General features: G+C 69.9%; 20 protein-coding genes. 6 read left to right on the top strand and 14 right to left on the bottom strand.

Annotation, left to right across the window (positions count from 1 at the left end; genetic code table 11):
* Nucleotides 1-41: 41 nt before the first annotated feature.
* Genes ETP66_RS02225 through ETP66_RS02245 form a run of 5 tightly spaced genes read right to left on the bottom strand, consistent with a single transcriptional unit; the run spans nucleotide 42 to nucleotide 4140 of the window.
* On the bottom strand, nucleotides 42-854 hold the full coding sequence (locus ETP66_RS02225; protein ID WP_201738445.1) for a menaquinone biosynthetic enzyme MqnA/MqnD family protein: 813 nt from the start codon (nucleotides 852-854) through the stop codon (nucleotides 42-44).
* Nucleotides 854-1972 (bottom strand): aminofutalosine synthase MqnE, encoded by a 1119-nt coding sequence (gene mqnE / locus ETP66_RS02230; protein ID WP_130840204.1) that lies wholly within the window; start codon nucleotides 1970-1972, stop codon nucleotides 854-856. Before mqnE ends, ETP66_RS02225 begins: the two co-directional genes overlap by 1 nt.
* On the bottom strand, nucleotides 1969-2649 hold the full coding sequence (locus ETP66_RS02235; RefSeq protein ID WP_130840206.1) for a hypothetical protein: 681 nt from the start codon (nucleotides 2647-2649) through the stop codon (nucleotides 1969-1971). The genes mqnE and ETP66_RS02235 overlap by 4 nt, the downstream gene beginning before the upstream one ends.
* Nucleotides 2650-2654: 5 nt before the next feature.
* Nucleotides 2655-3101 carry a YqhA family protein gene (locus tag ETP66_RS02240; protein ID WP_130840208.1) on the bottom strand — a complete coding sequence of 149 codons (447 nt, stop codon included), beginning with the start codon at nucleotides 3099-3101 and terminating at the stop codon, nucleotides 2655-2657.
* A 4-nt stretch (nucleotides 3102-3105) separates the two neighbouring features.
* On the bottom strand, nucleotides 3106-4140 hold the full coding sequence (locus ETP66_RS02245; protein WP_130840209.1) for a substrate-binding domain-containing protein: 1035 nt from the start codon (nucleotides 4138-4140) through the stop codon (nucleotides 3106-3108).
* Nucleotides 4141-4228: 88 nt separating this feature from the next.
* Between ETP66_RS02245 and ETP66_RS02250 the strand changes: the two genes are divergently transcribed.
* Genes ETP66_RS02250 through purD form a run of 5 tightly spaced genes read left to right on the top strand, consistent with a single transcriptional unit; the run spans nucleotide 4229 to nucleotide 8610 of the window.
* Entirely contained in the window at nucleotides 4229-4762 is a 534-nt protein-coding gene (locus ETP66_RS02250; protein ID WP_201738446.1) for a glycerol-3-phosphate acyltransferase, read from the top strand.
* 9 nt (nucleotides 4763-4771) lie between these two features.
* Nucleotides 4772-5566 carry a fumarylacetoacetate hydrolase family protein gene (locus tag ETP66_RS02255; protein WP_130840211.1) on the top strand — a complete coding sequence of 265 codons (795 nt, stop codon included), beginning with the start codon at nucleotides 4772-4774 and terminating at the stop codon, nucleotides 5564-5566.
* A complete protein-coding gene (locus ETP66_RS02260) occupies nucleotides 5560-6456 on the top strand; it encodes an MBL fold metallo-hydrolase (protein ID WP_130840213.1) in 897 nt (298 codons plus the stop codon). The genes ETP66_RS02255 and ETP66_RS02260 overlap by 7 nt, the downstream gene beginning before the upstream one ends.
* A 1-nt stretch (nucleotide 6457) precedes the next feature.
* Nucleotides 6458-7360 carry a phosphoribosylglycinamide formyltransferase gene (gene purN, locus ETP66_RS02265; protein WP_236630074.1) on the top strand — a complete coding sequence of 301 codons (903 nt, stop codon included), beginning with the start codon at nucleotides 6458-6460 and terminating at the stop codon, nucleotides 7358-7360.
* Nucleotides 7357-8610: a phosphoribosylamine--glycine ligase gene (purD, locus tag ETP66_RS02270; RefSeq protein WP_130840214.1), complete on the top strand. Its 1254-nt coding sequence runs from the start codon at nucleotides 7357-7359 to the stop codon at nucleotides 8608-8610. Before purN ends, purD begins: the two co-directional genes overlap by 4 nt.
* Here the strand turns inward: purD and ETP66_RS02275 are convergent.
* From ETP66_RS02275 to ETP66_RS02290, 5 genes are read right to left on the bottom strand one after another with little or no spacing between them, the layout of a single operon-like run.
* The gene (locus tag ETP66_RS02275; RefSeq protein ID WP_130840216.1) at nucleotides 8600-10492 is read right to left on the bottom strand and encodes a 3'-5' exonuclease; all 1893 of its coding nucleotides are present in this window, start codon (nucleotides 10490-10492) and stop codon (nucleotides 8600-8602) included. The two genes, purD and ETP66_RS02275, sit on opposite strands and share 11 nt — an antisense overlap.
* A complete protein-coding gene (locus ETP66_RS02280) occupies nucleotides 10489-10848 on the bottom strand; it encodes a response regulator transcription factor (RefSeq protein ID WP_130840217.1) in 360 nt (119 codons plus the stop codon). The genes ETP66_RS02275 and ETP66_RS02280 overlap by 4 nt, the downstream gene beginning before the upstream one ends.
* On the bottom strand, nucleotides 10772-13357 hold the full coding sequence (locus ETP66_RS02285) for an ATP-binding protein (protein ID WP_130840219.1): 2586 nt from the start codon (nucleotides 13355-13357) through the stop codon (nucleotides 10772-10774). Before ETP66_RS02285 ends, ETP66_RS02280 begins: the two co-directional genes overlap by 77 nt.
* The gene (locus ETP66_RS11890) at nucleotides 13354-13530 is read right to left on the bottom strand and encodes a hypothetical protein (protein ID WP_161569058.1); all 177 of its coding nucleotides are present in this window, start codon (nucleotides 13528-13530) and stop codon (nucleotides 13354-13356) included. The genes ETP66_RS02285 and ETP66_RS11890 overlap by 4 nt, the downstream gene beginning before the upstream one ends.
* Complete coding sequence (locus tag ETP66_RS02290) at nucleotides 13527-15287, bottom strand: DUF294 nucleotidyltransferase-like domain-containing protein (protein WP_130840221.1); 1761 nt, start codon at nucleotides 15285-15287, stop codon at nucleotides 13527-13529. Before ETP66_RS02290 ends, ETP66_RS11890 begins: the two co-directional genes overlap by 4 nt.
* Before the next feature lie 34 nt (nucleotides 15288-15321).
* On the opposite strand from ETP66_RS02290, the gene ETP66_RS02295 reads away from it, so the two are divergent.
* The gene (locus tag ETP66_RS02295; RefSeq protein WP_130840223.1) at nucleotides 15322-15657 is read left to right on the top strand and encodes a hypothetical protein; all 336 of its coding nucleotides are present in this window, start codon (nucleotides 15322-15324) and stop codon (nucleotides 15655-15657) included.
* Nucleotides 15658-15659: 2 nt separating this feature from the next.
* Here the strand turns inward: ETP66_RS02295 and ETP66_RS02300 are convergent, their stop codons facing one another.
* The 4 genes from ETP66_RS02300 to ETP66_RS02315 form a co-directional block, all read right to left on the bottom strand.
* Nucleotides 15660-17420, bottom strand: a complete 1761-nt coding sequence (locus ETP66_RS02300; protein WP_201738447.1) for a VC_2705 family sodium/solute symporter — start codon at nucleotides 17418-17420, stop codon at nucleotides 15660-15662.
* Between the two features lie 3 nt (nucleotides 17421-17423).
* Nucleotides 17424-17699: a DUF4212 domain-containing protein gene (locus ETP66_RS02305; RefSeq protein WP_130840225.1), complete on the bottom strand. Its 276-nt coding sequence runs from the start codon at nucleotides 17697-17699 to the stop codon at nucleotides 17424-17426.
* A 235-nt stretch (nucleotides 17700-17934) separates the two neighbouring features.
* Entirely contained in the window at nucleotides 17935-19818 is a 1884-nt protein-coding gene (locus ETP66_RS02310) for an acetate--CoA ligase (protein WP_130840227.1), read from the bottom strand.
* Nucleotides 19796-22354, bottom strand: coding sequence for an AMP-binding protein (locus ETP66_RS02315; RefSeq protein ID WP_130840229.1), 2559 nt, complete (start codon nucleotides 22352-22354; stop codon nucleotides 19796-19798). The genes ETP66_RS02310 and ETP66_RS02315 overlap by 23 nt, the downstream gene beginning before the upstream one ends.
* Nucleotides 22355-22395 lie beyond the last annotated feature (41 nt).

Here is a 22395-nt window from a genome sequence, read left to right on the forward strand (position 1 = left end):
CCCAAGGCCATGCTACGCGGTGTGCTATATAAAGTCAAGCACTATTCAGAGTAGTACATAGGGGCGAAGGGCAGGCCCAAGGCCTCCGCGAAGGCGGAAAGCCCCAGGCGGTCCGGTTCCTCCAGGTGGTAGCGGAAGTTCCAAAGGTAGTGCTCCATCAGGGCGGGGTGGACCCCAAGCCGCCGGGCCTCGGCCTCGGCCACCTTCCCCAGGCGGGCCAGGCCCAGCCGCCGGGCCCGCCTCAGGGCCGCCACCAGGGCCTTAGGGGGCGGGTTCTCCTTGCGGTAGGCCCAGACGGCAAAGACGAAGGGGAGCTTGGTGCGGGCAAACCAGAGCATGGAGAGGTCCTCCACCCCTACCTCCCCAAAGCGGGTGGGGAGGGCGTGGGGGGTTTCGGGAAGGGCGGGGAGGAGGCGGGCGTAGGCCTGGATGGCCCGGTCGCCGATGAGGAGCACCCCGTCGTAGGCCTCCAGAAGCTCCAACCCTCCTTCCGCCCGCTCGTACCTGGGCGCCAGGCCCTGCTCGCGGAGAAGGAGCTTGAGGAGGGCCACGCTGGTGGCGCTTTCCGTGGTGAGGGCCACCCGCTTCAGGTGGGCAAGCTCCCCCCGGTGGAAAAGGTTCACCGAGTAGACCCGGCCCAAAACGGCCACGGAGAAGTCGGGAAGGAGGGCGAGCTCCTCCTGGTGTTTCAGGTAGAAGTAGCTGGAGACCAGGGAAAGCCCTATTTCCCCTGAGCGAACCTGTTGGTTGAGCTCCGAGGGCACGCCGTAGCGCAGGGTCCAGCCATCGGGCTCCAGAAAGCGGTAGAGGGGGGCGGTGTTGGCGTAAAGGGGAACCCCCAGGACGTAGGCCATCAGGCTCCCACCCGGTCCCAGACCCGCACCTCCCGGTAGAGGGCGTCCCGCTCCACGGGGATCCGCCCCGCGGCCAGGATGATCTGGGCCAGGGCCTCCTTGGAAAGCCCCTCGGGGGTGGGGCTTCCCGCCATGTGCACGATGCGCTCCTCGATGAGGGTGCCGTCGATGTCCGTCACTCCCCAGTCCAAGGAGACCTGGGCCAGCTCCGGGGTCAGGGTGGCCCAGTACCCCTTGATGTGGGGGATGTTGTCCAGGTAAAGCCGGGCCACCGCCAGGTTGCGGAGGTCGTCCAGCCCCGTGGTGTGCTCCCGCTTGCCGAGCTCCCGGGCCAGCGGGTTTCCGTCTGGCTGGAAGGCCAGGGGGATGAAGCTCATGAAGCCCCCGGTCTCGTCCTGGAGGCGGCGCAGGCGGTCCATGTGGTCCAGGCGCTCCTCCAGGGTCTCGATGTGCCCGTAGAGCATGGTGGCGTTGGTGGGGATCCCCAGCTGGTGGGCGGTGCGGTGGACCGAAAGCCACCCTTCCGCGGAGACCTTGGCCCGGGCGATCCGCCGCCGTACCCTTTCGGCGAAGATCTCCGCCCCGCCCCCGGGCATGGCATCCAGGCCCGCCTCCTTGAGGGCCTGGAGCACCTCCCGGTAGGGCAGGCGGGCGATCTTGGAGAAGTGGTGGATCTCCGCCGCGGTCCAGGCCTTCACCTGCACCCCGGGGAAACTGGCCTTCAGGGCCCGCACCAGGTCCAGATAGTAGGTAAAGGGCCTTTTGGGGTGGTGGCCCGCGGTCAGGTGGATCTCCGTGAGGCCGGGCTGGTAGCGCTCCCGCACCCAGGCCACCACCTCCTCCACCTCCCAGTCCCAGGCTCCCTCCTCCCCGAACCTGCGCTGGAAGGCGCAGAAGGTGCAGCCCACGTAGCAGATGTTGGTCTGGGAAACGCGGATGGAGTGAACGAAGTAGGTCTTGTGGCCGTGCTTCCGCTCCCGCACCCGGTTGGCCAGGCGCATGAGGGTGGGGAGGTCCTGGGTCTCGTAGAGGACGAGGCCTTCCTGGAAGGAAAGCCGTCCCCCCGCCTCCACCTTCTCGGCGATGGGGAGGAGCCTGGGGTCTCTGATCCCCTTCACGGGGAGGAGTCTACTCCGTGGGAGAGGCGGTCGACCAGGGCTTCCACTTCCTTTTGCCTTCCCCCCACGCTCCTTTCCGGCAGGAGGTTCCGGAGGTAGCGGTCGGTGAGGAGGAGGTCCGCGTAGGGGTACAAGGTGGCGGCCATCACCGCGTCCAAGAGGTCGGAGGGGCGGGGTTTGCGGTGAGGGTCTGTGGCCATGAGGGCGAGGAGGCGGGCGAGGAGGCGCACGAAGGGAACCTCGCCCAGGCCGGTGCGCCCCTTTACCTCCTTCAGAGCGGCCTCGAGGGCCTCCCGGTAGGGGAGGCCCCTCAGGGCCTCGGGCAGGCCCAGGAAGGGGGAGAGGTCCGCGGGGACCTCCCAGCTCCCCCCCGTCCAGAGGAGGTCTTCCCGAAAGAGCCCCCGGGCCTGCCTCCAGGCCACCTCCTGCCAAGGGCGGACCCAAAGGCCTCCCGAAAGGGCGGCGAAAACCTCCTGGAGGGCCGGGAGGAGGTAGCCCACCCTCTCCTCCGGCCCCCGCACGGGGTGTAGGGTTTCCAGGACGTGGAAGGGGCTCGGCGGGGCCAGGGCCCGGCCCTTGAGAGCCCGGTAGAGCCGGCCGAAGGCCTCGTGCCCCCCCTGGCCCAGGAGGTGCTTGGCCATGCGGCTGGCGTAGTTCTGGTCCAGGTAGACCAGCATGGCACCTATTCCCGCTGGCGGCGCAGGAGCCAAAGGGCCGCCGCCAGGAGGAGGACCGCGGCGGCGAAGAGCAGGTAGTCCAGGGCCGCCTCCAGCTCCAGAAAGAGGACCCGCTCGAAGAAGATGACCAGGAGCAGGGTGATGATGACCTCCCCCAGCCGGTTTTTCAAACCGGAAAGGTTCTGGACGAAGAAGACGCTCCGGCTGGTCTCCGGCAGGGAGCGGATGAAGAGCTCGAAGAGGCCCAGGCTGAAGATGAAGAAGGTGGCGCTCAGAAGGGAGACCTCCACCGCCTTGATGAGGCGGGGAAGGGCCTCGTTGAGCTCCAGGGGCAAGGCCCCGAGGACCAGGAGGAGGGACTGCACGGCAAAGTAGATGCCTCCCAGGAAGATGGCGCCGATGGGCAGGAGGAGGGCGATCCGCGCCAGGGTGGTGGCCAGGTGGGCCCCCATGGCCCTAGGGAACGTAGGGCGCCCCTGCGCCCGCTCCGGTGGACTCGCGCTCGATCAGGATGGGCTCGAACCGGACCTCGCGGGGAGGGCCGGTGTAGCCTTGCATCCGGTCCAGGAGGAGCTGGGCCGCCTTGGCCCCCATGGCCTCCACCGGCTGGGCGATGGTGGAAAGCCCCACCTCCTCGGCGAAGGGGTGGCCGTCAAAACCCAGCACCCGCACCTCCCGCCCCACGGTCAGGCCCAGGCGCCCCGCCTCCTCCAGGACCCCCAGGGCCACCAGGTCGGCCCCGGCGAAGACGTTGAGGGGGGGAGAGGTTCTCTCCAGAAAGTACCGCAGGGCCAGCCTCCCCCCTTCCTGGGAGAGCCTCGTGGTGTACAGGTGCTCCGGAGGGAAAGGGCGCCCCGCCGTCGCCAGGGCCTCGGCGAAACCCGCCATCCGTTCGGCAAAGACCGTGTGCCGGAAGGCGCGGTCGGGCTCCTCCTCCACCTTGATGGCGAAGATGGCCCCGGGAAAGCGGGCTAGGCACTCCCCCGCCAGGCGGCCGCCCAGGGAGTTGTCCAGGTACACCGAGTCGTACCGGGGGTTTCTGGCGTCCACCAGCACCACGGGGCGGTCCGTGGGCAAGCGTCCCCCGTCGAAGTGCTCCGTGAGGTCGTAGGAGGCCAGGATGAGCCCGTCGGTGAGGTAGGCCAGGGTGGTGCTCTCCAGGTAGCGCCGGAGGCGGTTCTGGGAGAGGATGGGGAAGAGGGCCAGGTCGTAGCGCTTCTCCAGGAGCACGCCCTCTAGGCCCTCGATGAGCCTGCGGTAGAACTCCGTGGCCACGAAGGGGAGGAGGATGGAGACCGTGTAGCTCCGGCCCCCGGCGATGCGCCGGGCGTGGGGGTTGGGGGTGTAGCCCAGCTCCTCCATGGCCCGGAGAACCCGGGCCCGGGTTTCCGGGCGCACCGCCTTGTGGTTGTTGAGCACCCGGCTCACCGTGCCCAGGCCCACCCCGGCCCGGGTGGCCACTTCGTGGATGGTAGGTCTTTTCCTTTTCATGGTGGGATCGGGGCAAAGAGGGAGCGCGCCCGTGGAAACTTCCACCCTCAGGATAGGGCAGGGAGGCCCTTCCTGCAAGAATGGGGCCGTGGGCTACCTGGTCCTGGCTTACCTCCTGGGCTCCTTGGTGGCGGGGCTCCTCCTCTTCCCGGAGGTGCGGGGGCGGGATCTCCCCGGGGGCTCGGGGGTCTTCCGGCGCAAGGGGCCTCTGGCCTCGGCCCTGGTGGTCCTCTTCGACCTGGGCAAGGGGGCCCTGGCCGCCTCTCTCACCCCCCTGGAGTGGCGGCCCCTGGCGGGGGCGGCGGTGGTGGCGGGGCACAACTGGCCCCTCTTTTTCCGCTTCCGGGGGGGCGGGGGCATCGCCCCTTCCCTGGGCTTCTTCCTGGTCTGGTTTCCGGGGGAGACCCTGGCGGCGGCCGGGGTGGGGCTCTGGGTGGCGGGGCTCTACCACGCCCTCTACTGGCGCTTGCGCCGGCGGGGCATCTACCCCATTCCCTTCGGCGCCGCCTTCGGCTACCTGGCCTTCCTCCTCCTGGTCCCCGAGGGGGGGCGGCTGGGGGCGGCCCTGGTGGCGGCCTTGGTGGCCTTGAGGGGCGTGCAGATTCTCCGGGGAAGGTGGTAGCCTTGGGGCATGAAGATCCTGCGCTTTGGCGGAGGCCGCTGGGGGATCCTGGAGGGGGAGACGGTGGTGGAGACGGACGGCCCCGGGGGCAACCCCACGGGGAGGCGTTACGACCTGGCAGCGGTGCGCCTCCTGGTGCCCGCTACCCCCAGCAAGATCGTGTGCGTGGGGCGGAACTACCGGGAGCACATCCGGGAGATGGGCCACGACTTCGGCCAGGACCTGCCCAAGGAGCCGGGCCTCTTCCTCAAGGCCCCCAACGCCTTGGCCCACCCGGCGAATCCCCGGGACCCCTGGAACACCGGGGAGGCGGTGCCCTACCCCTTCTTCACCCAGGAGCTCCACTACGAGGGGGAGCTGGCGGTGGTCATCGGGGACCGGATGCGCCGCGTCCCCCCGGAAAAGGCCCTGGACCACGTCCTGGGCTACACCATCGCCGTGGACATCACCGCCCGGGACGCCCAGAGGCGGGACCTGCAGTGGGTCAGGGCCAAGAGCGCCGACGGCTTCCTGCCCCTGGGGCCCTGGATCGAAACCGGCCTGGACCCGCAGAACACCTGGGTGCGCACCTACGTGAACGACGAGCTAAGGCAGGAGGGGCACACCTCGGCCATGATCTTCAGCGTGGCGGAGATTCTGGCCTACATCTCCAGCTTCATGACCCTGGAGCCCCTGGACGTGGTTCTCACCGGCACCCCCGAGGGGGTGGGGGTTCTGAACCCAGGGGACCGCATCGAGGTGGCGGTGGAGGGGATCGGTACCCTGCACACCCGTATCGGCCCCAAGGAGGTGCGCCCGTGGTGAGGGTCCTGGACCTCCGCTTCCAGGGGGCGGAGCGGGTCATCGCCAGTTTCCTCCTGGATTCCCGGGAGGGCCCGGTGCTCATCGAAACCGGGCCCGAGAGCACCTACCCCCGGCTGGTGGAGGCCCTGCGGGAGGAGGGGGTCGCCCCGGAGGAGGTGCGCCACGTGTTCGTGACCCACATCCACCTGGACCACGCGGGGGCCGCCTGGCGGTTGGCGGAGGGGGGGGCCACGGTGTACGTCCACCCCCGGGGCGCTCCCCACCTCCTGGACCCCTCTCGCCTTCTGGCCTCCGCCGAGCGCATCTACGGCCCCATGCTGAGGCCCCTCTGGGGGGAACTCCGGGGGGTGCCCGAGGAAAGGGTGCGGGTCCTGGGGGACGGGGAGGTGGTGGATCTGGGAGGGCTTAGGGTGCAGGCCCTGGAGACCCTGGGCCACGCCAGCCACCACCACGCCTATCTGGTGGACGGGGCCCTCTTTGCCGGGGACATCGCCGGGGTGCGCATCGCCCCCGGGCCCGTCCTCCCCCCCACCCCCCCTCCCGACATCCACCTGGAGAGCTGGTACGCCTCCTTGGACCGCGTCCTGGCCCTCCGCCCCGAGGCCCTTTACCTCACCCATTTCGGGGCCTACCGGGACGTGGAGGCCCACCTCCTGGCCCTGCGCCAGGCCCTGGAGGACTGGGCGGGCTGGACCTTAAGCCGCCTCAAGGAGGGCCTTTCCCCCGAGGCCCTGACCCCCCGCTTCGAGGCCTACTGGCGGGAGGGGCTTTTGCGGGCTGGGGTGGATGAGGCGGGGGTCCACCTCTACGAGCTCGCCGATCCCCCCTTCATGAACCTGCAGGGCCTGGTGCGCTACTGGCAGAAGCACCATCCGGAGGCGCTGGCATAGGATGCTGAGCCCCTTTCCCTTAGGCCGCCCGGCGCGGATGGCCGTTTTCGCCTCGGGGCGGGGGACGAACCTCGAGGCCCTCCTCCAGGCCTTTCCCCAGGGCCACCCCCTGGGGGAGGTGGTCCTTGTCCTCTCCGACAACCCCGAGGCCTTCGCCTTGGAGCGGGCGAGGGGGCGGGGCGTGGAGGCCCTCTTCCTCCCCTGGCGGGGGCGGCGGGCCTTCGAGGGGGAGGCCCTGGCCCTCCTGGCCGAGCGGAGGGTGGACCTGGTGCTCCTCGCGGGTTTCCTGCGCCTCCTCTCCCCGGCCTTCGTGGGGAGGTGGTACGGCCGCCTCCTCAACATCCACCCCTCCCTCCTTCCCGATTACCCCGGGCTTCGCGTCCACCAACGGGTGCTCCAGGCCGGGGAGCGGGAGACGGGGAGCACCGTCCACTTCGTGGACCAGGGGATGGACACCGGCCCCATCGTGCTCCAGGGGCGGGTGCCCGTCCTCCCCGGGGACACCCCGGAGCTTCTGGAGAGGCGGGTGCTCCGCCTGGAACACCGGCTCTACCCCAAGGCGGTGCGCCTGGTCCTCCTGGGTCTCGCCCGGCCCCCGGAGGCCTTCGGACCCCTGGCGCCTTCCCTCCTCGCCCTTCCCCCCCGGGAGCGGGCCCTGGGCCTGAAGGCCCTCGCCCTCCTCCGGGCCTGGGGCCGGGAGGACCTCCTGGGAGAGGCCCTTCAGGCCCTCGCCGCCCCCCAGCCTGGGGAGGGGGGGCGGGACCCTTGGGTCCGGGGGGCCTTCCTCGCTGCCCATCTCCTCGCCTGTCCCCACCCGGCCCTGAAGGAGGAGGCCGCAGAGCTCCCCGAACCGGTGCGGGGGCCGGTCCTGGGGGCCCTGAAGCGGGTAGAATCCCCCCTATGAGGGTCCTGGTGGTGGGTTCCGGGGGGCGGGAGCACGCCCTCCTGTGGAAGGCGGCCCAAAGCCCTCTGGTGGAGAGGCTCTACGCCGCCCCCGGCAACGCCGGGATGGCCGCCTTGGCGGAGCTCGTCCCCTGGAGCGGGGAGGTGGAGGCCCTGGCGGACTGGGCTTTGAGCGAGGGGATCGACCTCACCCTGGTGGGCCCGGAGGCCCCCCTGGTGGAGGGCATCGCCGACGCCTTTTTGGAACGGGGTTTGCGCATCTTCGGTCCCACCCAAAAGGCGGCCATGATCGAGGGCTCCAAGGCCTTCGCCAAGGGCCTCATGGAGCGCTACGGCATCCCCACCGCCCGCTACCGGACCTTCCAGGACCCGATCCTGGCCCTGGAGTACCTGGAGGAGGTGGGGGTGCCTGTGGTGGTCAAGGACTCCGGGCTGGCGGCGGGCAAGGGGGTGACGGTGGCCTTCGACCTCCACGCCGCCAAGCAAGCGGTGGCCAACATCCTCAACCGGGCCGAGGGGGGGGAGGTGGTCATCGAGGAGTACCTCGAGGGGGAGGAGGCCACGGTCCTGGCCCTCACCGATGGGGAAACCCTGTTGCCCCTCCTCCCCTCCCAGGACCACAAGCGCCTTCTGGACGGGGACCAGGGGCCCATGACCGGGGGGATGGGGGCGGTGGCCCCTTACCCCATGGATGGGGCCACCTTGCGGCGGGTGGAGGAGGAGATCCTGAGGCCCCTCCTCCGGGGCCTGCGGGCCGAGGGGGTGGTCTACCGGGGGGTGGTCTACGCCGGCCTCATGCTTACCCGGGAGGGCCCCAAGGTGCTGGAGTTCAACGCCCGCTTCGGGGACCCCGAGGCCCAGGCCCTCCTGCCCCTTCTGGAGAGCGACCTGGTGGAGCTGGCCCTAAGGGTGGCCGAGGGGCGGCTTACGGGGGCCGGCCTCGCCTGGCGGGAGGGGGCTTCGGTTTGCGTGGTTCTGGCGGCCCCGGGCTACCCCGAGGCTCCCCGGAAGGGCATTCCCCTTCGCGTCCCCGAGCCCCCCGAGGGGGTCCTGGTCTTCCACGCGGGTACCAGGCGGGAAGGGGAGGGTCTGGTGAGCGCGGGGGGCCGGGTCCTGAACGTGGTGGGCCTGGGGAAGGACCTGGGGGAGGCCCGGGAACGGGCCTACGCCTTCCTCCCGAAGGTGGGTTTTCCAGGGGCGGTCTACCGCCGGGACATCGGGAGGAGGGCCCTGGGGCGGCCTAGTACCTGAGCCCGGCCAGGGGGAGCCGGGCGCAGTCCCGGAGCACCTCCCCCAGGGTCCGGTACCCCCGCTCCCGCAGCAGGGGGACCATGCGGGCGAAGACCTCGGCGGTCATGAGGGCGTCCCCTAAGGCGGTGTGGCGGCCCAGGACCGGTACCCCGAAGCGCTCCGCCAGCCGCTCCAAGCGGTGGTCCTGAAGGTCGGGGAAGAGGAGGTGGGAGAGGAGGAGGGTGTCCACCAGGGGGGGCTGGTCCACCCCGGCCCGGCGCAGGAAGGCCATGTCGAAGGCCCCGTTGTGGGCCAGGAGCACGGTGTCCTCCAAGAAGGCCCGGAAGCCTGGCAACACCTCCTCCAGCCGGGGTTTGCCCTGCAGCATCTCCCAGGTGAGGCCGTGGATCTCGGTGGAAGCCCTGGGGATGGGGCGGCCCGGGTCCACCAGGGCCTCGAAGGTCTCCTGCCGGAGCACCCGGCGGCCCAGGAGGTGCACCGCCCCCAGGGCGATGATGGCGTCCTTTTCGGGGTCCAGGCCCGTGGTTTCCAGGTCGAAGGCGGTGTAGAGAAGCCCCTCCAGGGGGGCCTCCTCCAGCTCCTCGGGAATGGCGAGGAGGGAGAGGTCGAAGACCTCCGCCCGGGGGGGAGGACCCTCCCTGGGGGGGAGCCGGGGGGCTTCCCGGGCCGGCAGGAGGAGGTGGAGCCTGAAACCCTCCCGCCACAGGCTGCCCTCGGCCCGCTCCACGGCCTCCTCCAGGGAAGGATGGGGGTCGGGGATGGGGTGGGGGAGGGTGAGGGTGAGGCGCAGAAGCCCGCCCGCCCGCTCCCCCTGGAGGAAGACCTCCTCTTCCTCCCGCAAGGTGGCGGCCAGGCCCCGGACCAGGGCGTAGGTGTCGGCCCGCACCAAGAGGCCCTTGGCCTCCTCCTCCAGGGCCAGCCCCGGTGAGACCCCTGCCTCCCGTTCCAGGGCCTGGGCCAGAAGGGAGAGGAGGTCTTCCGCCCGCACCTCCGCCGCCCTGGGGGGGGCCTCGAGGCGGGCCGCCAGGGCGGAGAGCTCTTCCGCGGTGGCCCGGGCAGTGCGGAGCAGGGGTTTCAGGCCCTCGGGTAAGGTCTCGCTCCCCAGGGCCTCCACCAGGGCCTTGAGCCCCGCGAGCTTGTCCTTGAGGCGGTGCAAGGTAGCCCCCTCCGGACCCCCCCCCTCCTGGGCCTCCTCCAGGAGGAGCAGGAAGCCACCCTCCCCCTCCAGGGGCACCGCCTGGATCTGGAGGAGCCCCTTGGGCCCCGGGGCCAGGAAGCGCTCCTCGGGCAGGGCTAGGGCGTGGACCAGAAGCCCCCGGTCCAGGAGGCCGAAGAGGCTCTTGCCCGCCCCCAGGCCCTCCCCCAGGAGCCGCCGGGCCGGGGCGTTGTAGAGGAGGACCTGGCCCCGGGGGGTGGCCAGCACCACCCCTTGGGGCAGGTGGCCGATGAGGGCGGCAAGCCTCTGCCTTTCCCCTTCCAGGAGGGCCTTGGCCTCCCTGACCCGGGCCTCCACCTCCTTCTCCAGGGCTTCCCTATGCGCCGCCAGGCGGTTGATGAGGCCCGCCAGGGCCTGGAGCTCAAAGGGCCCCCGGAGGCGCAGGCGGTGGGCGGGGTTGGCGAGGAGCACCTCCGCCTCCTGGCCCAGGGCCCGGGTGGCCGCCAGGTAGCCCAGGAAGAGGGGGTAGAGGAGGGCGGCCAGCACCAGGACAAAGAGGGCACCCACGAAAAGGAGGGCCGGGAACCGCTCCCCGGCCACCCGGAGGAGCTCCCGCCCCAGGGCCTCCTCCCCCTGGAGGAGGAGGAAGAGGCCGAGGCCCACCGCTCCCCCCACCAGGAGGAGGCCCAGGAGGAGGGCCCCCAGAAAGCGCAAGGCCTCCCTCACCCCTCCTCCAAGAGGCGCCGGATCTCGGCCAGAAGGGCCTCGGTGCCAAAGGGCTTGGCCATGAAGGCCTCAGCCCCCAGGGCCAGGGCCTTGGCCCGGTCCGCCTCCCGGCCCCGGGCGGTGAGGACCAGGACCTTGGGGGAGGGGGATTGCCCCTTGATCCGCTGCAAAACGGCAAAGCCGTCCACCCCCGGGAGCATCAGGTCCAGCACCACCAGGTCAAAGGTCCCTTCCCCCAGCCACGCCAAGGCCTCCTCCCCCGTCCGGGCCAGGTCCACCTCATGCCCGGCCCTCCTCAGGAGGAACTCCAGGGGGATCAGGATGCTCTCCTCGTCGTCCACCACCAGGATCCTCATGGCTCACCTCCAGGGGCAGGGTGAAGGCGAAGGCAGCCCCTTGCCCTTCCTCCAGCCAGATCCGCCCTCCCAGGCCCTCCACCAGCCTGCGGGCCAGGAAAAGCCCCAGCCCCGTGCCCCCGGAAAAGCTCTGGAAAGGCTCGAAAACCAGGGCCCGGGCCTCTGCGGGCACCCCGGGGCCGTCGTCCGCCACCCGGAAGAGGGCCTCCCCCCCCTCGGCCGTAAGCTCCAGCCGCACCCGGCTTCGCCCGTGGCGCAGGGCGTTGTGCAGGAGGTTGAGGAGCACCTGTAGGACCCGGTCGCCGTCGGTGAAGGCGCGGAGGGGGGCCAGGTGGGCCTCCATTCTAATCCCCTGCTCCCCGGCCAGGGGCTCCACCAGGGCCAGGGCCTCCTCCGCCAGGGCCCTGAGGTCCGTGGGCCTTTGCGCCAGGGGCAGGCCCGCTTGCAGGCGGGTGTAGGCCAGCACCTCCTCCACCAGGCGGGAGAGCCTGGCCGCCTCCTTGACCAGGAGGGCGGTGAAGCGGCGGCGCTCCCCCTCGGGGAGGTCGGGGTGGGCCTCCAGGATCTCCGCCAGGGCCCGCACCGCGGTGAGGGGGGTTTTGAGCTCGTGGGAGACCGCGGCGAGGAGCTCGTCCTTGGCCTCGTCCAGGGCCTTGAGGCGCTCGTAGGCCTCGGCCAGCTCCCGCCTGGCCTCCTCCAGGGCCCGGGCGTAGGCCCGCACCTCCCGGGACTCCCGGGCCGCCTCCTCCAGGAGGGCCTCAGGGGGGGCCTCCCGGGTGGCGCTGGCCAGGAGGAGCCGGGCCGTGGCCGGTCCCACCGCCCCGGCCAGCATGGCCTCCGCCTGGGCCGTCTGCTCCGAGGGGGCCAGGCCCTGCGCCCGCTGGAGGAAGGCCTCCCCGGCCTCCGGCCCCAGGACCCGGGCGAGGAGCTGGGCCAGCTCCTCCGCCTCCCCCAGGCGGCCGGCCTGGGGCCGGCCTCGGGCGAAGGCCTCCGCCTCCCGGGCCTCGGCCCCCTCCTTGCCGGTGAGGAGGGACACCCCGAGGAGCAGGGCCAGGTTGGCGGTGAGGCTCACCAGGAAGCCATGGGTCACCGGGTCCAGGCCCCGGATCCCCAGGAGCCCCTCGGGGTGGAGGAGGGGGTGGGGTCCGGTGAGGAAGACCTCGGGCAGCCACTCCGAGCGGGCCAGGGCGGGGAGGAAGAGGGTGTAGGCCCAAAGGGCCATCCCCCCCAGGAGCCCCGCCAGGGCCCCCTGGCGGGTGGCCCCCTTCCAAAAGAGGCCCAAAAGCCCCGCCGGGGCCAGCTGGGCCACGGCCACGAAGGAGATGAGGCCCATGGCCACCAGGGCGTAGGCCTCCCCGGCCAGGCGGAAGTAGAGGTAGGCCAGGAGCATCACCAGGAGGATGGCGAGCCGCCGCCAGAGGAGGAGGCTCCCCAGGGCCCGGAAGCGGAGGAGGAGGGGGGAGAGGAGGTGGTTGGAGACCATGATGGAGAGGGCCAGGCTCTCCACGATCACCATGGCGGTGGCGGCGGAAACCCCCCCCAGGAAGGCCAAAAGGGCGATGCCCTCCCCTCCCAGGGTGAGGGGGAGGGCGAGCACGTAGAGGTCGGGGTTTTCCCCGGGGAGGAGGAGGCGGCCGTAGAGGGCCAGGGGCAGGATGGGCAGGTTGATGAGGAAAAGGTAGAGGGGAAACCCCCAGGCGGCCTTGGGCAGGTGCTCCTCCTTCACGTTTTCCACCACGCTCACGTGGAACTGCCGGGGCAGGAAGAGGAAGGCCAGCCCGGAAAGGACCACCAGGGCTCCCCAGGAGAGGTAGGCCTCCAGATCCGTGGGGAAGAGGAGGAGGGCCTCGAGGTCGGGCCTCCCTCGGGCCTCGGGGAAGGGGTTCCCCAGGCGGAGGAGGACGAACCCCCCCACGAGGAGGAGGGCCAGGAGCTTCACCAGGGACTCGAAGGCCACCGCCAGCACCAGCCCCTCGTGCCGCTCGGCGGGGTCCAGGCGGCGGGTGCCAAAGAGGATGGCGAAGAGGGCCAGGGCCAAGGCGGTGAGCAGGGCCGCGTCCGCCAGGGGGGCCTCCTCCCCGCTCAGGAAGAGGAAGCCCTGGGCGATGGCCTTGAGCTGCAAGGCCAGGTAGGGGAGGAGGCCCACCACCAAAAAGCCCGTGACCAGGGCGCCCAGCCCCGGGTCCCGCCCGAAGCGCACCGCCAGGAAATCCGCCCAGGAGGTGAGGCCGTAGGCCTTGGCCAGGCGCAGGAGCCGAAGGTGCAAAAAGGGCCAGAGGAGAAGGACCAGGGTGGGGCCCAGGTAGATGGGCAGGAAGGTGGCCCCTTCCGTGGCCGCCCGGCCCACGCTCCCGAAGAAGGTCCAGGCGGTGGCGTAGACCGCCAGGGAGAGGGCGTAGGCCCAGGGGCCCTGGGCCAGGCGCCGCCCCCGGCCTTCCCCGAAGAGGGCCACCAGGAAGAGGAGGCCCAGGTAGGTCAGGAGGAGGAGGAGGAGCCAGAAGGGGTTCATGGCCGCCGGTAGAGGAGGAAGGCCAGGAGGAGGGTAAGCCCCCAGGCCCCGAAGAGGTAGAGGTAGAGGGGCGGCAGGCCCAAGGGCCCCCAGGCTTCCCGGAAGAGGAGGCCTAGAGGCAGGGTGAAGAGGAAAAGGGCCAGGAGGAAGAGGGCGAAGGCTTTCTCCCTCATCGCATCTGGAAGCGGCCTGCGGTGCTCTCCTGGAGTTCCAGGATGAGGCGGAAACCCTCCAGCGCCCTCCGCCGTTCCAGGGGGGTGAGGGCGGCCCAGAGGACCCGGTTGCCGATGGGCTGACCCTGCTGGAGGGCCCTGAGCTGGTAGGCCAGGCGCAGGCCGAAGAAGAAGCGGTAGGCCTCCAGGAGCCCCTCCGCCCCCTCCGGGCTCAGGGTGCCCCCTTCCGCCGCGGCCTTCAGGCGCTCCGGCGTGCCCTTGGCCAGGCTTCCCGCCATGAGGGCGTAAAGCCGGGCCAGGGCCACGATGGGGGCCAGGGCGCCCCGCTTGAGGTCCACCTGGCCTTCCTCGGTGCGCACCCGGCCGAAGAGGCCCAGGGGGGGGCGGAACTCCAGGGCCGCCCGGGCCAGGTGGTAGAGGAAGATCCCCTTTCGGCTGCCTTCCAGGACGGCCTCCTCCAGGGGCTTCAGGGACAGGCTCCCCGCGGCCCCCCGGAAGTCGAAGAAGATCTGCGCCTCCAGAAGCGCCTGGGGCTCGGGGGCTTCCATCCACCTGCGGAAGGTGGCCACCCACTCGGGGAGGGGCAGGCGCCAGCGGGTGGCCATGTACCCCCCCCGGCACTCGGGGATCCCCGCCCGCAAAAGCCCCCCCACCACCCGCTCCGCCAGGGCCTGAAAGTAGGCCTCGTGCCCCTCTTCCTCCAGGACCAGGGCGTTGTCCTGGTCGGTGAGGAGGGCCTGCTCCCGCCTGCCCTCCGAGCCGAAGACCATGAAGCTGTAGGCCACGGGGGGCGGGCCCAAGGCGGCCTCGGCCTCCTTGACCAGGCGGCGGAGGAGGGCGTCGTTCAGGGAGGCCACCACCCGCCCGATCTCCATCCCCCCCAGGCCCTGGGCGTGGAGGGTTTCCACCAGGCGGGCCACCTCGAGGCTGTACCGCTCCAGATCGAGCCTTTCGATGCGCCGGAGGAGGAGGAGAGGGCTCTGCACCTGGCTGAGGAGGAGGTCGGTGTGGGTGACGATCCCCACCACCTTCTCCCCCTCGGTGAGGGGGAGGTGGTGGATGCCCCGCTCCACCATGGCCGCCACCGCCTCGTAGAGGGGGGTTTCGGCGGGGAGGGCGAAGAGGGGGGCGCTCATCACCGCGGCCACGGGGGTGCTGGGGGGGCGGCCTTCCGCCAGCACCCGGTTCCTTAGGTCCCGGTCGGTGAGGATGCCCAGGGGCTCCCCGGCCACCAGGAGGCTGCTGATCCCCTCCTGGCGCATCCTCCAGGCGGCCTCCGCCACGGTGGCCGAAGGCTCTATGAACACGGGCCCTCGGCGCACTAGCTTGCCCACAGGGGTAATGAAAGAGAGGTCCTGGGCCTCCCTGAGGAGGCGGATCCGCTCCACCAGGCCCTGGCCAAAGTAGCGGGCTGCAGCAGGATGGGCCAGGAGTCGCTCAAAGGCCTCTTTGGGAAAAGCCAGGACCTGCGCGGGGCCTTTAGTCACCACGCTGAAGGCCGGGGGTTCCCCCGAGAGGAGGGAGGGGTAGCCGAAGAACTCCCCCGCTCCCAGAACCCCAACCTCCCGGTCCCCGTCCAAAAGAGCTACCTTGCCCTCTAGAAGGAGGTAGAGGTTGGTGGCTGGATTTCCACCCTGTTCTAGGAGTAAGGTTCCTGGGCCTAGGGAAAGGGTCTGCCCCATTTGGGCCAGGGCTTCCCGCTCCACCGGCGGCAGCCGGTCGAAGGGGGGTGTGCGGGCCAGGAGGTCTGTTGCCATCGTTGCAGTCCTCTCCATTATGATGGAAGAAGTGATGGAGGAGGAGAGGGAGGCCATCTACGCCAGGCTGGCGGAGTACGTGGAGCGGTTTGTGCCAACCCCGGGGAGGATGCGTCGTTTGGAAGACAACCTCGCTTGCCACCTTTTCGTCTGGACCAAGGGGGAACTCCGGCGCCCGGTAACGTGCTTTGACGAAGCTGCAGGGCCTCTGGAGCGTCTTCTCGGGGGACGCCGGGTCTTCTGCTATGACGAGTGGGAGGGTCTGCGTTTGGCCGTTACCCAGGTCTACCGCTTTGGCCGCCTCCGTCTCCTGGTCCTCACGGCGTTCAAAAAGGGGGCCAGGGTAGCCTGGCCCCCCCGTAAGGCCTAGCGCTAATCGGGCATGCGCATGTGGTCCACAAAGGCCTCCCGTTCCTTGCCCTCAGGCGGGGTAAGGAGGGAGACCACGATGGCGGTGAGGGCGTTGGCCAGGAAGGAGATGGCCCCCCAAGCAATGGTGCCGATCTTCTGGCCAAAGAGTACCAGGGGCTGGGCATCGAAGATCCCCACCGCCAGCACGTAGGGCAGGGCCACGGCCATGCCTACGATCATCCCCGCCACGATCCCATAGCGGTTGAGTCGTTTCCAGAAGATCCCCAGCATGATGGCGGGGGTAAAGGTGGAAGCGGCGAAGACAAAGGCCCAGCCCACCAGGAGAGCCACGTAGCGGCTGAAGCCGGGGTCACGGATGGCCAGGTAGCCCAGGAAGCCGCCAATAAGGCCGATGACCACCAGCATGGCCCGCACGAAGCCCACCTCGCCCGCCTCCGAGGCCTGGGGATTGATAAAGCGCTTGTAGATGTCGCGCGAGATGGCCGTGGACATGGCGAGAAGCAAGCCGTCTGCGGTGGAGAGGGCTGCCGCCAGACCGCCCACGGCTACCAGGGGCGAGATCAGCCAGAGCATCCCAAACATGTCAGGCATGCCCACCACCACGATGTCGTTGTGGAAGGCAAGTTCCCCGGGTTGGATGATTCCGTCCTCGTTGGCGTCGTTGACCCTCACCAGGCCCGTGGGGAGCCACTTTTGGATCCAAGGGGTGTTCATCACCTCGTCCACGGGCTTGTTCCAGAGGTTGCTGATGGAGAGCCGGGCGATGGCAGCATAGATGGAGGCCGTGGTGTATAGGAGGCCAATGAAAAGGAGGGCCCAGCCCACGCTGAGGCGAGCGGCATGCACGTTGGTGACCGTGTAAAAGCGCACCAGGATGTGGGGTAGGCCCATGGTGCCCAGCATGAGGACCAGGGCGGCCAGGATCCAGTTCAGCATCCCCGTGCCCCCGGCAAAGGGCCGGGCCAAGGGCTCGGTCCATAAGGGGCTAATTCCTGCGGCTGCTTCCCGGGCCTCTACTTCGGCCATCAAGGGGCCGTACTGCAAGTGGGGGATGGGGTAAAGCCCCAGGAAAGCGGCAGCTATGAGGACCGGCAGGAGGTACATGGAGATCAGGACCCAGTACTGGACGAACTGCACCCAGGTGATGCTGCGCCAACCGCTGGTCCAAGCGTAGGCCAAGGCCCCAAACACACCCACGAACACAGCGATGGTGGCGGGGATGCCCAGAAAACGGGAGAAGACCACGCCCACCCCCACCAGCTGGGCAGTGAGGTAGGTGAGCGAAGTAATGAAAACCATGAGCACAGCGATAACCCGGGCTGTGGACCAGTTGCCCGCCAGGCGCTCTATGAGTTCGGGTACCGTGTAGGTTCCGGACTTGCGCACAAAGGGAGCGATGGTGAAGGCCATCAAGGTGTAGCCCAGGGTCCAGCCGATCACGTAGGGCATAGCGTCAAAGCCCAAGAAGGCGATAATGCCCGCCATGGAGAGAAAGCTGGCAGCCGACATCCAGTCGGCGGCAGTGGCGGCCCCATTCACCACTGGGGGGATGGAGCGGCCCGCCACGTAGAAGTCGGCCACCGCTTGGGAGCGGATGGTGAGGGCCAGGACCAGGTAGACCAGGATGCTGCCGATGATGAGGATCAAGGAGGTCAGGTACTCCTGCCCCACGGGGTAGGCCAAGAGGGCCAGAAGCACCACCACGATGGCCGTCAGCAAGGGGTTGCGCACCACAGGGGACATGCCTTTGGCAGGAGCCATCCGCTACCTCCCTTCCCGGAGCCTTTGCTCCAGCTCTTGGTCCAGCCGATTCATGCGGGCAGCGTACCAGAAAATGAGAATGACACCCAGCACGATCACGACGAAGCCGTTGATGTACCAATGCAAGGAGGGCAGGGGGCCGATGATCACCCCCTTGAAAAGGGGGGAAAGCACCGGCAATACGATGGCGATGAGGATCCAGTAGAAGAGCGAGCGCAGGGTGAGCCGCTTGACCTCCCCCCAGTACCACTCCTTGACCGCCTCAGGGATTCTGTCCATACCTCCCTCCCTCAAGCAAAGGAGCAAGCAGGGCTCGCGCCGCGCAAACCGTTATCCCGCTTGCTGGTGGGGATTTTAGTCCCTCCTCTACGGGCCGTCAAGAAAAGGGCCTTTTGGCGAATACCTGAAATCCCGGCTTTTTCGCAAGGTCGCGCAGGCACGCTGCCTGCCCTGGCGGCAAGGTGGCAAAAGAATGGGCTCCAGCCCAACAGGAAGCCTCGGGGTCCTTGAGGCTTTACTCCTCCAAGGTAGACAGGTCCCCAGGGTCCTTTCCCAGTTCCTGGGCTTTGAGGAGGCGGCGCAGAATCTTGCCCGAGCGGGTCTTAGGGAGCCGGTCCAGGAAGACCACCTCCGCGGGGGTGGCGATGGGGCCCAGCTCCCGGCGTACGTGGGCGATGAGGCTTTCCTTGAGCTCTTCCGAGGGGGCCTGTCCCAGGCGCAGGACCACGAAGGCCTTGATGGCTTCCCCCTTGAGAGGGTCGGGCACCCCGATGACCGCGGCCTCGGCCACCGCGGGGTGGGAGACCAGGGCGCTTTCCACGTCCGCGGTGCCGATGCGGTGCCCAGCCACGTTCAGGACGTCATCCGCCCGTCCGAGGACGCTATAGTAACCCTCCTCGTCCCGGCTGGCCACGTCCCCGCTGGCGTAGACCCCCCCGGGCACTTCCCGCCAGTACTGGAGGTAGCGCTCGTGGTTTCCCCAGACGGTGCGCATCATGTGGGGGAAGGGGCGCTTGAGCACCAAGAGCCCCCCTTGCCCTGGGGGCACCTCCCGCCCCGCCTCGTCCACCACCGCCGCCTCCACCCCCGGTAGGGCTACCCCGGCGAAGCCCGGCTTGGCGGGGAGGACGAGGGGGGTGCCCAGGGTGGGGCCGCCCAGCTCCGTCTGCCACCAGTTGTCGGCCACGAAGCCCCGCCTGCCCCCTTCTGCCAGGTGCTGGTAGGCCCAGCGCAGGGCCTCGGGGTTTAAGGGCTCCCCGGCCACGGCGAGGAGGCGTAGGGAGGAGAGGTCGTATTTGGCGGGCCACTCGGGGCCATACTTCATGAAAAGGCGCACCGCGGTGGGGGCGGTGAACATCACGTTCACCCGGTAGCGCTCCACCACCCGCCAGAAGGCCCCGGGGTCGGGGTGATCGGGGGCCCCTTCCCTAAGGAGGCTGGTGATCCCCTCCAGGAGGGGGGCGTAGACGATGTAGGAGTGGCCCACGATCCAGCCGATGTCGCTGGTGGTCCAGAAGACGTCCTCATCCTTGAGGTCGAAGAAGGCCCGCAGGTGGTAGGTGGTGCCCACCATGTACCCCCCGTGCGCGTGGACCACCCCCTTGGGCTTCCCCGTGGAGCCCGAGGTGTAGAGGATGAAGAGGGGGTGCTCCGCCTCCACCATCTCCGCCCGGGCCTCGGGGGGGCTTCCCCAGAGGAGCTCCTGGAAGTCATAGTGCCCCTCGGGAAGCTCCGCCTGAAAGGCCCGCTGGAACCAGACCACCTTTAGGAATAGGTCCCGGATGGCCTCCTCCACGATGGAGCGCAGGTCCACCCCCTTGCCCCTCCGGTAGCTCACGTCCCCGGCGATGAGGAGCTTGGCCCCCGCGTCCAGGATGCGCTCGCGCAGGGCGGAAACCCCAAGCCCCGCGTAGACCACGCTGTGGATGGCCCCCAGGTAGGCGGTGGCCAGCATGGCCAGCACCCCCTCCAGGGTCAGGGGCATGTAGATCACCACCCGGTCCCCCTTCTCCACCCCCAGGCGCCTAAGCCCCGTGGCCAGGCGGCGCACCCGGTCCAAAAGCTCCCCGTAGGTGAGCTTCTCCTCCCGCCCGTCCTCCCCCAGGTAGAGGAGGGCCACCTGGTTCCTGAGGCCCCGGGCCACGTTCCTCTCCAGGGCGTTGTAGACGATGTTGGTGGTGCCCCCTAAGAACCAGCGGTGTTCGGGGGGGTGCCACTCCAGCACCTGCTCAAAAGGCCTTTCCCAGTGAAAGCGCCGGGCCCACTCGCCCCAGAAGCCCTCGGGGTCTTCCAGGCTCCTCCGGTACTCCCCGGCAAAGTCCTGCAGGTTGGCCTGCCCTCTGAGGGCCTCGGGTGCCCAAAGCCTTTCCTCCGCCTTAAGAAGCTTTTCCAGCGCCATATTCCTCCTCCAGGCCCGAGGTGTCCCCGGGATCCAAACCCAAAAGCTCCGCCTTCAGAAGCCTCCTCAGGATCTTGCCGCTGCGGGTGCGGGGGAGGCTTTCCACAAAGTAAATCCGGGGGGGATTCACGGGGCCCAGGTGGCGCAGCAGGTGGGCCTTGAGCTTCTCGGCCAGGAGGGGCTTGAGCTCTTGGGGGAGATCCTTGTTCCGAGGGACGGCGAAGACGGCGATCTCCTCCCCTTCCTCCCCGGGCACCCCGATGGCCGCCGCCTCCGCCACCTGGGGGTGGGTGAGGACGGCGGCCTCCACCTCGGCGGTGCCCAGGCGGGCCTCCCCCACCTTGATCACCTCATCCGTGCGCCCCAGGATGCGGAAGTACCCCTCCTCGTCCCCGGTGGCCAGGTCCCCGGTCCAGTAAAGCCCCCTCTGCCAGGGGCTCTCCCCCCCCAGGAGGTCCACCATCTGGGCCGGTCCCGCCCGCAGGAGCACCAGGTGACCCTTGGCCCCCGGAGGGAGCACCTGCCCCTCGGCGTCCACCACCCTTGCCTCCACCCCCGGGAGGGGCACCCCCACGTACCCCGGCTTGGCGGGGAGGGGAAGGGGGGTGGCCAGGGCCGGGGCCCCCAGCTCCGTCTGCCACCAGTTGTCCAGGGGCCAGGCCAGGTGCTCCTGGGCCCAGCGCCAGACCTCGGGGGCCAGGGCCTCTCCCACGCTCCCCACCAGGCGAAGCCCCGTGGGCCGGGCCTCCCCGTGCCGCCTTAGGGCGCGGAGGACCGTGGGGGAGGTGAGGAGGACGTCCACCCCCAGGCGCCCAAGCCTCTCGTAGAAGGCGGGGGGGCTCGGGTGGTCGGGCCGGTCCTCCACCAGGAGGCTCGTTCCTCCTAGGAGGAGGGGGGCGTAGAGGCCGAAGGAGTGGCCCACCACCCAGAAGAGGTCGGCGGTGGTGTGGAAGACCTCCCCGGGCCTCAGGTCAAAGAGGTAGCGGAGCGCCCAGGCCACCCCCACCATGTACCCGCCGTGGCCGTGGACCACCCCTTTGGGCCGCCCCGTGGAGCCCGAGGTGTAGAGGAGGAAGAGGGGGTGCTGGGCTTCCACGGGCGCCGCCTCCACCGGCCTCCCCTCCGACGCCCGTTCCAGGAACTCCGTGGAGCCCCTTGGATGCCAGAGGACGGGGAGGTCTAGGCCGGAGACCGCCGCCTCCACCACCGGCCGCAAGGGGACGAGCTGGCCGCGGCGGTAGTAGCCGTCCGCGGCGATGAGGAGCCGGGCGCCGCTCTGCAGAAGCCTTTCCCGCAGGGCCTCGGGGCCGAGACCCACCGGCAGGGCTACGTGCACCGCCCCCAGCCGGGCTAGGGCCAGGAGGCTTAGGGCCGCCTCCGCCCCCGTGGGCAGGTAGAGGGCCACCCGGTCCCCCACCCTCACCCCCAGGGCCTTGAGCACCCCGCCCAGGCGGCGGGAGAGATCCCATACCTCCCGGTAGGTCCACTTCTCCAGTCGCCCCTCCCCGTCCAGGGTGATGAGGGCTACCTGCTGGGCCCGTTCGGGTAGGTGGCGCTCCAAGGCGTTCCAGGCGGCGCTCGTACGCCCGCCCTTGAACCAGAGGCGGCTTTGCGGATCGTAGGCCTCCTTCCAGGGCCTTTCCCAGATGAACTCCCGGGCGAAGGGGCCGAAGAAGGCCCCGGGGTCCTCCAGGCTTGCCCGGTAGGCCTCGGCATAGTCCCGGAGGTTGGCCTTCTCCACAAGGGCGGGTGGGGGGCTTACTGCCTCGATCCGGAGGCTGGGTTCGGGAAGGGGAGGGGGAGCCGGGGGCTCAGGGGGGCTGAGGTAGGCGGAAACCTGGGCCACCTCCGCTAGGGCCTGGGCCAGGCGGCCGAAGGCGAAGGGGAAACGCCGGGTGGGAATCTTAACCCCTATGGCCCCCAAAAGCCTCCCTTCCCCGTCCAGCAGGGGGGCGGCCAGGCCGGAGATGCCCAGGGCGTACTCCTCCATCTCCACGGCCAGCCCCGAAGCCCTGACCCGCTTGAGCTCTTCCTCCAGGGCCAGGGGGTCGGTGAGGGTGTAGGGGGTCTTGGGGGTGAGGGGAGGCAGGGGGAAGGCCCCGAAGGCCAGGAGCACCTTGCCCAGGGCCAAGGCGTGCCACTCCGGGGGAAAGGTCTCCCCCAGGGGGTGGGGCTGGCCCTGCCGCCCCCGGGTCTTGAGCCGCACCCCTTCGGGGGTGAGGAGGGCCAGGTAGCAGCGCTCCCGGGTGCGCAGGTAGAGCTCCTCCAAGGCCTCCTCCAGGTAGGGGCTTCGCCCTGGGACCGGGGGAAGGGCTTCCGCTGCTACGTTCTTGGCACTTCCCAAGCGGTAACCTCGCTCGGCCTTTACGGCGAAGCCCTCCTCCACCAGGCTGTTCAGGAGGGCGTAGGCGGTGGAGAGACTTTTCCCCAGGAGGCGGGCCACCTCCTTGACCCCCACCCCCTCGGGGTGCTCGGCCAGGTGGGCCAGGATACGCAGGGCCCCCTGGACCGTGGAGAGGCTCCTCTTCCTGGCCATCTGGGTTCATCTTCCAAAGGCAGGGGGCCCCTGTCAAGAAA

The sequence above is a fragment of the Thermus thermamylovorans genome (assembly GCF_004307015.1).
GTDB lineage: Bacteria > Deinococcota > Deinococci > Deinococcales > Thermaceae > Thermus > Thermus thermamylovorans.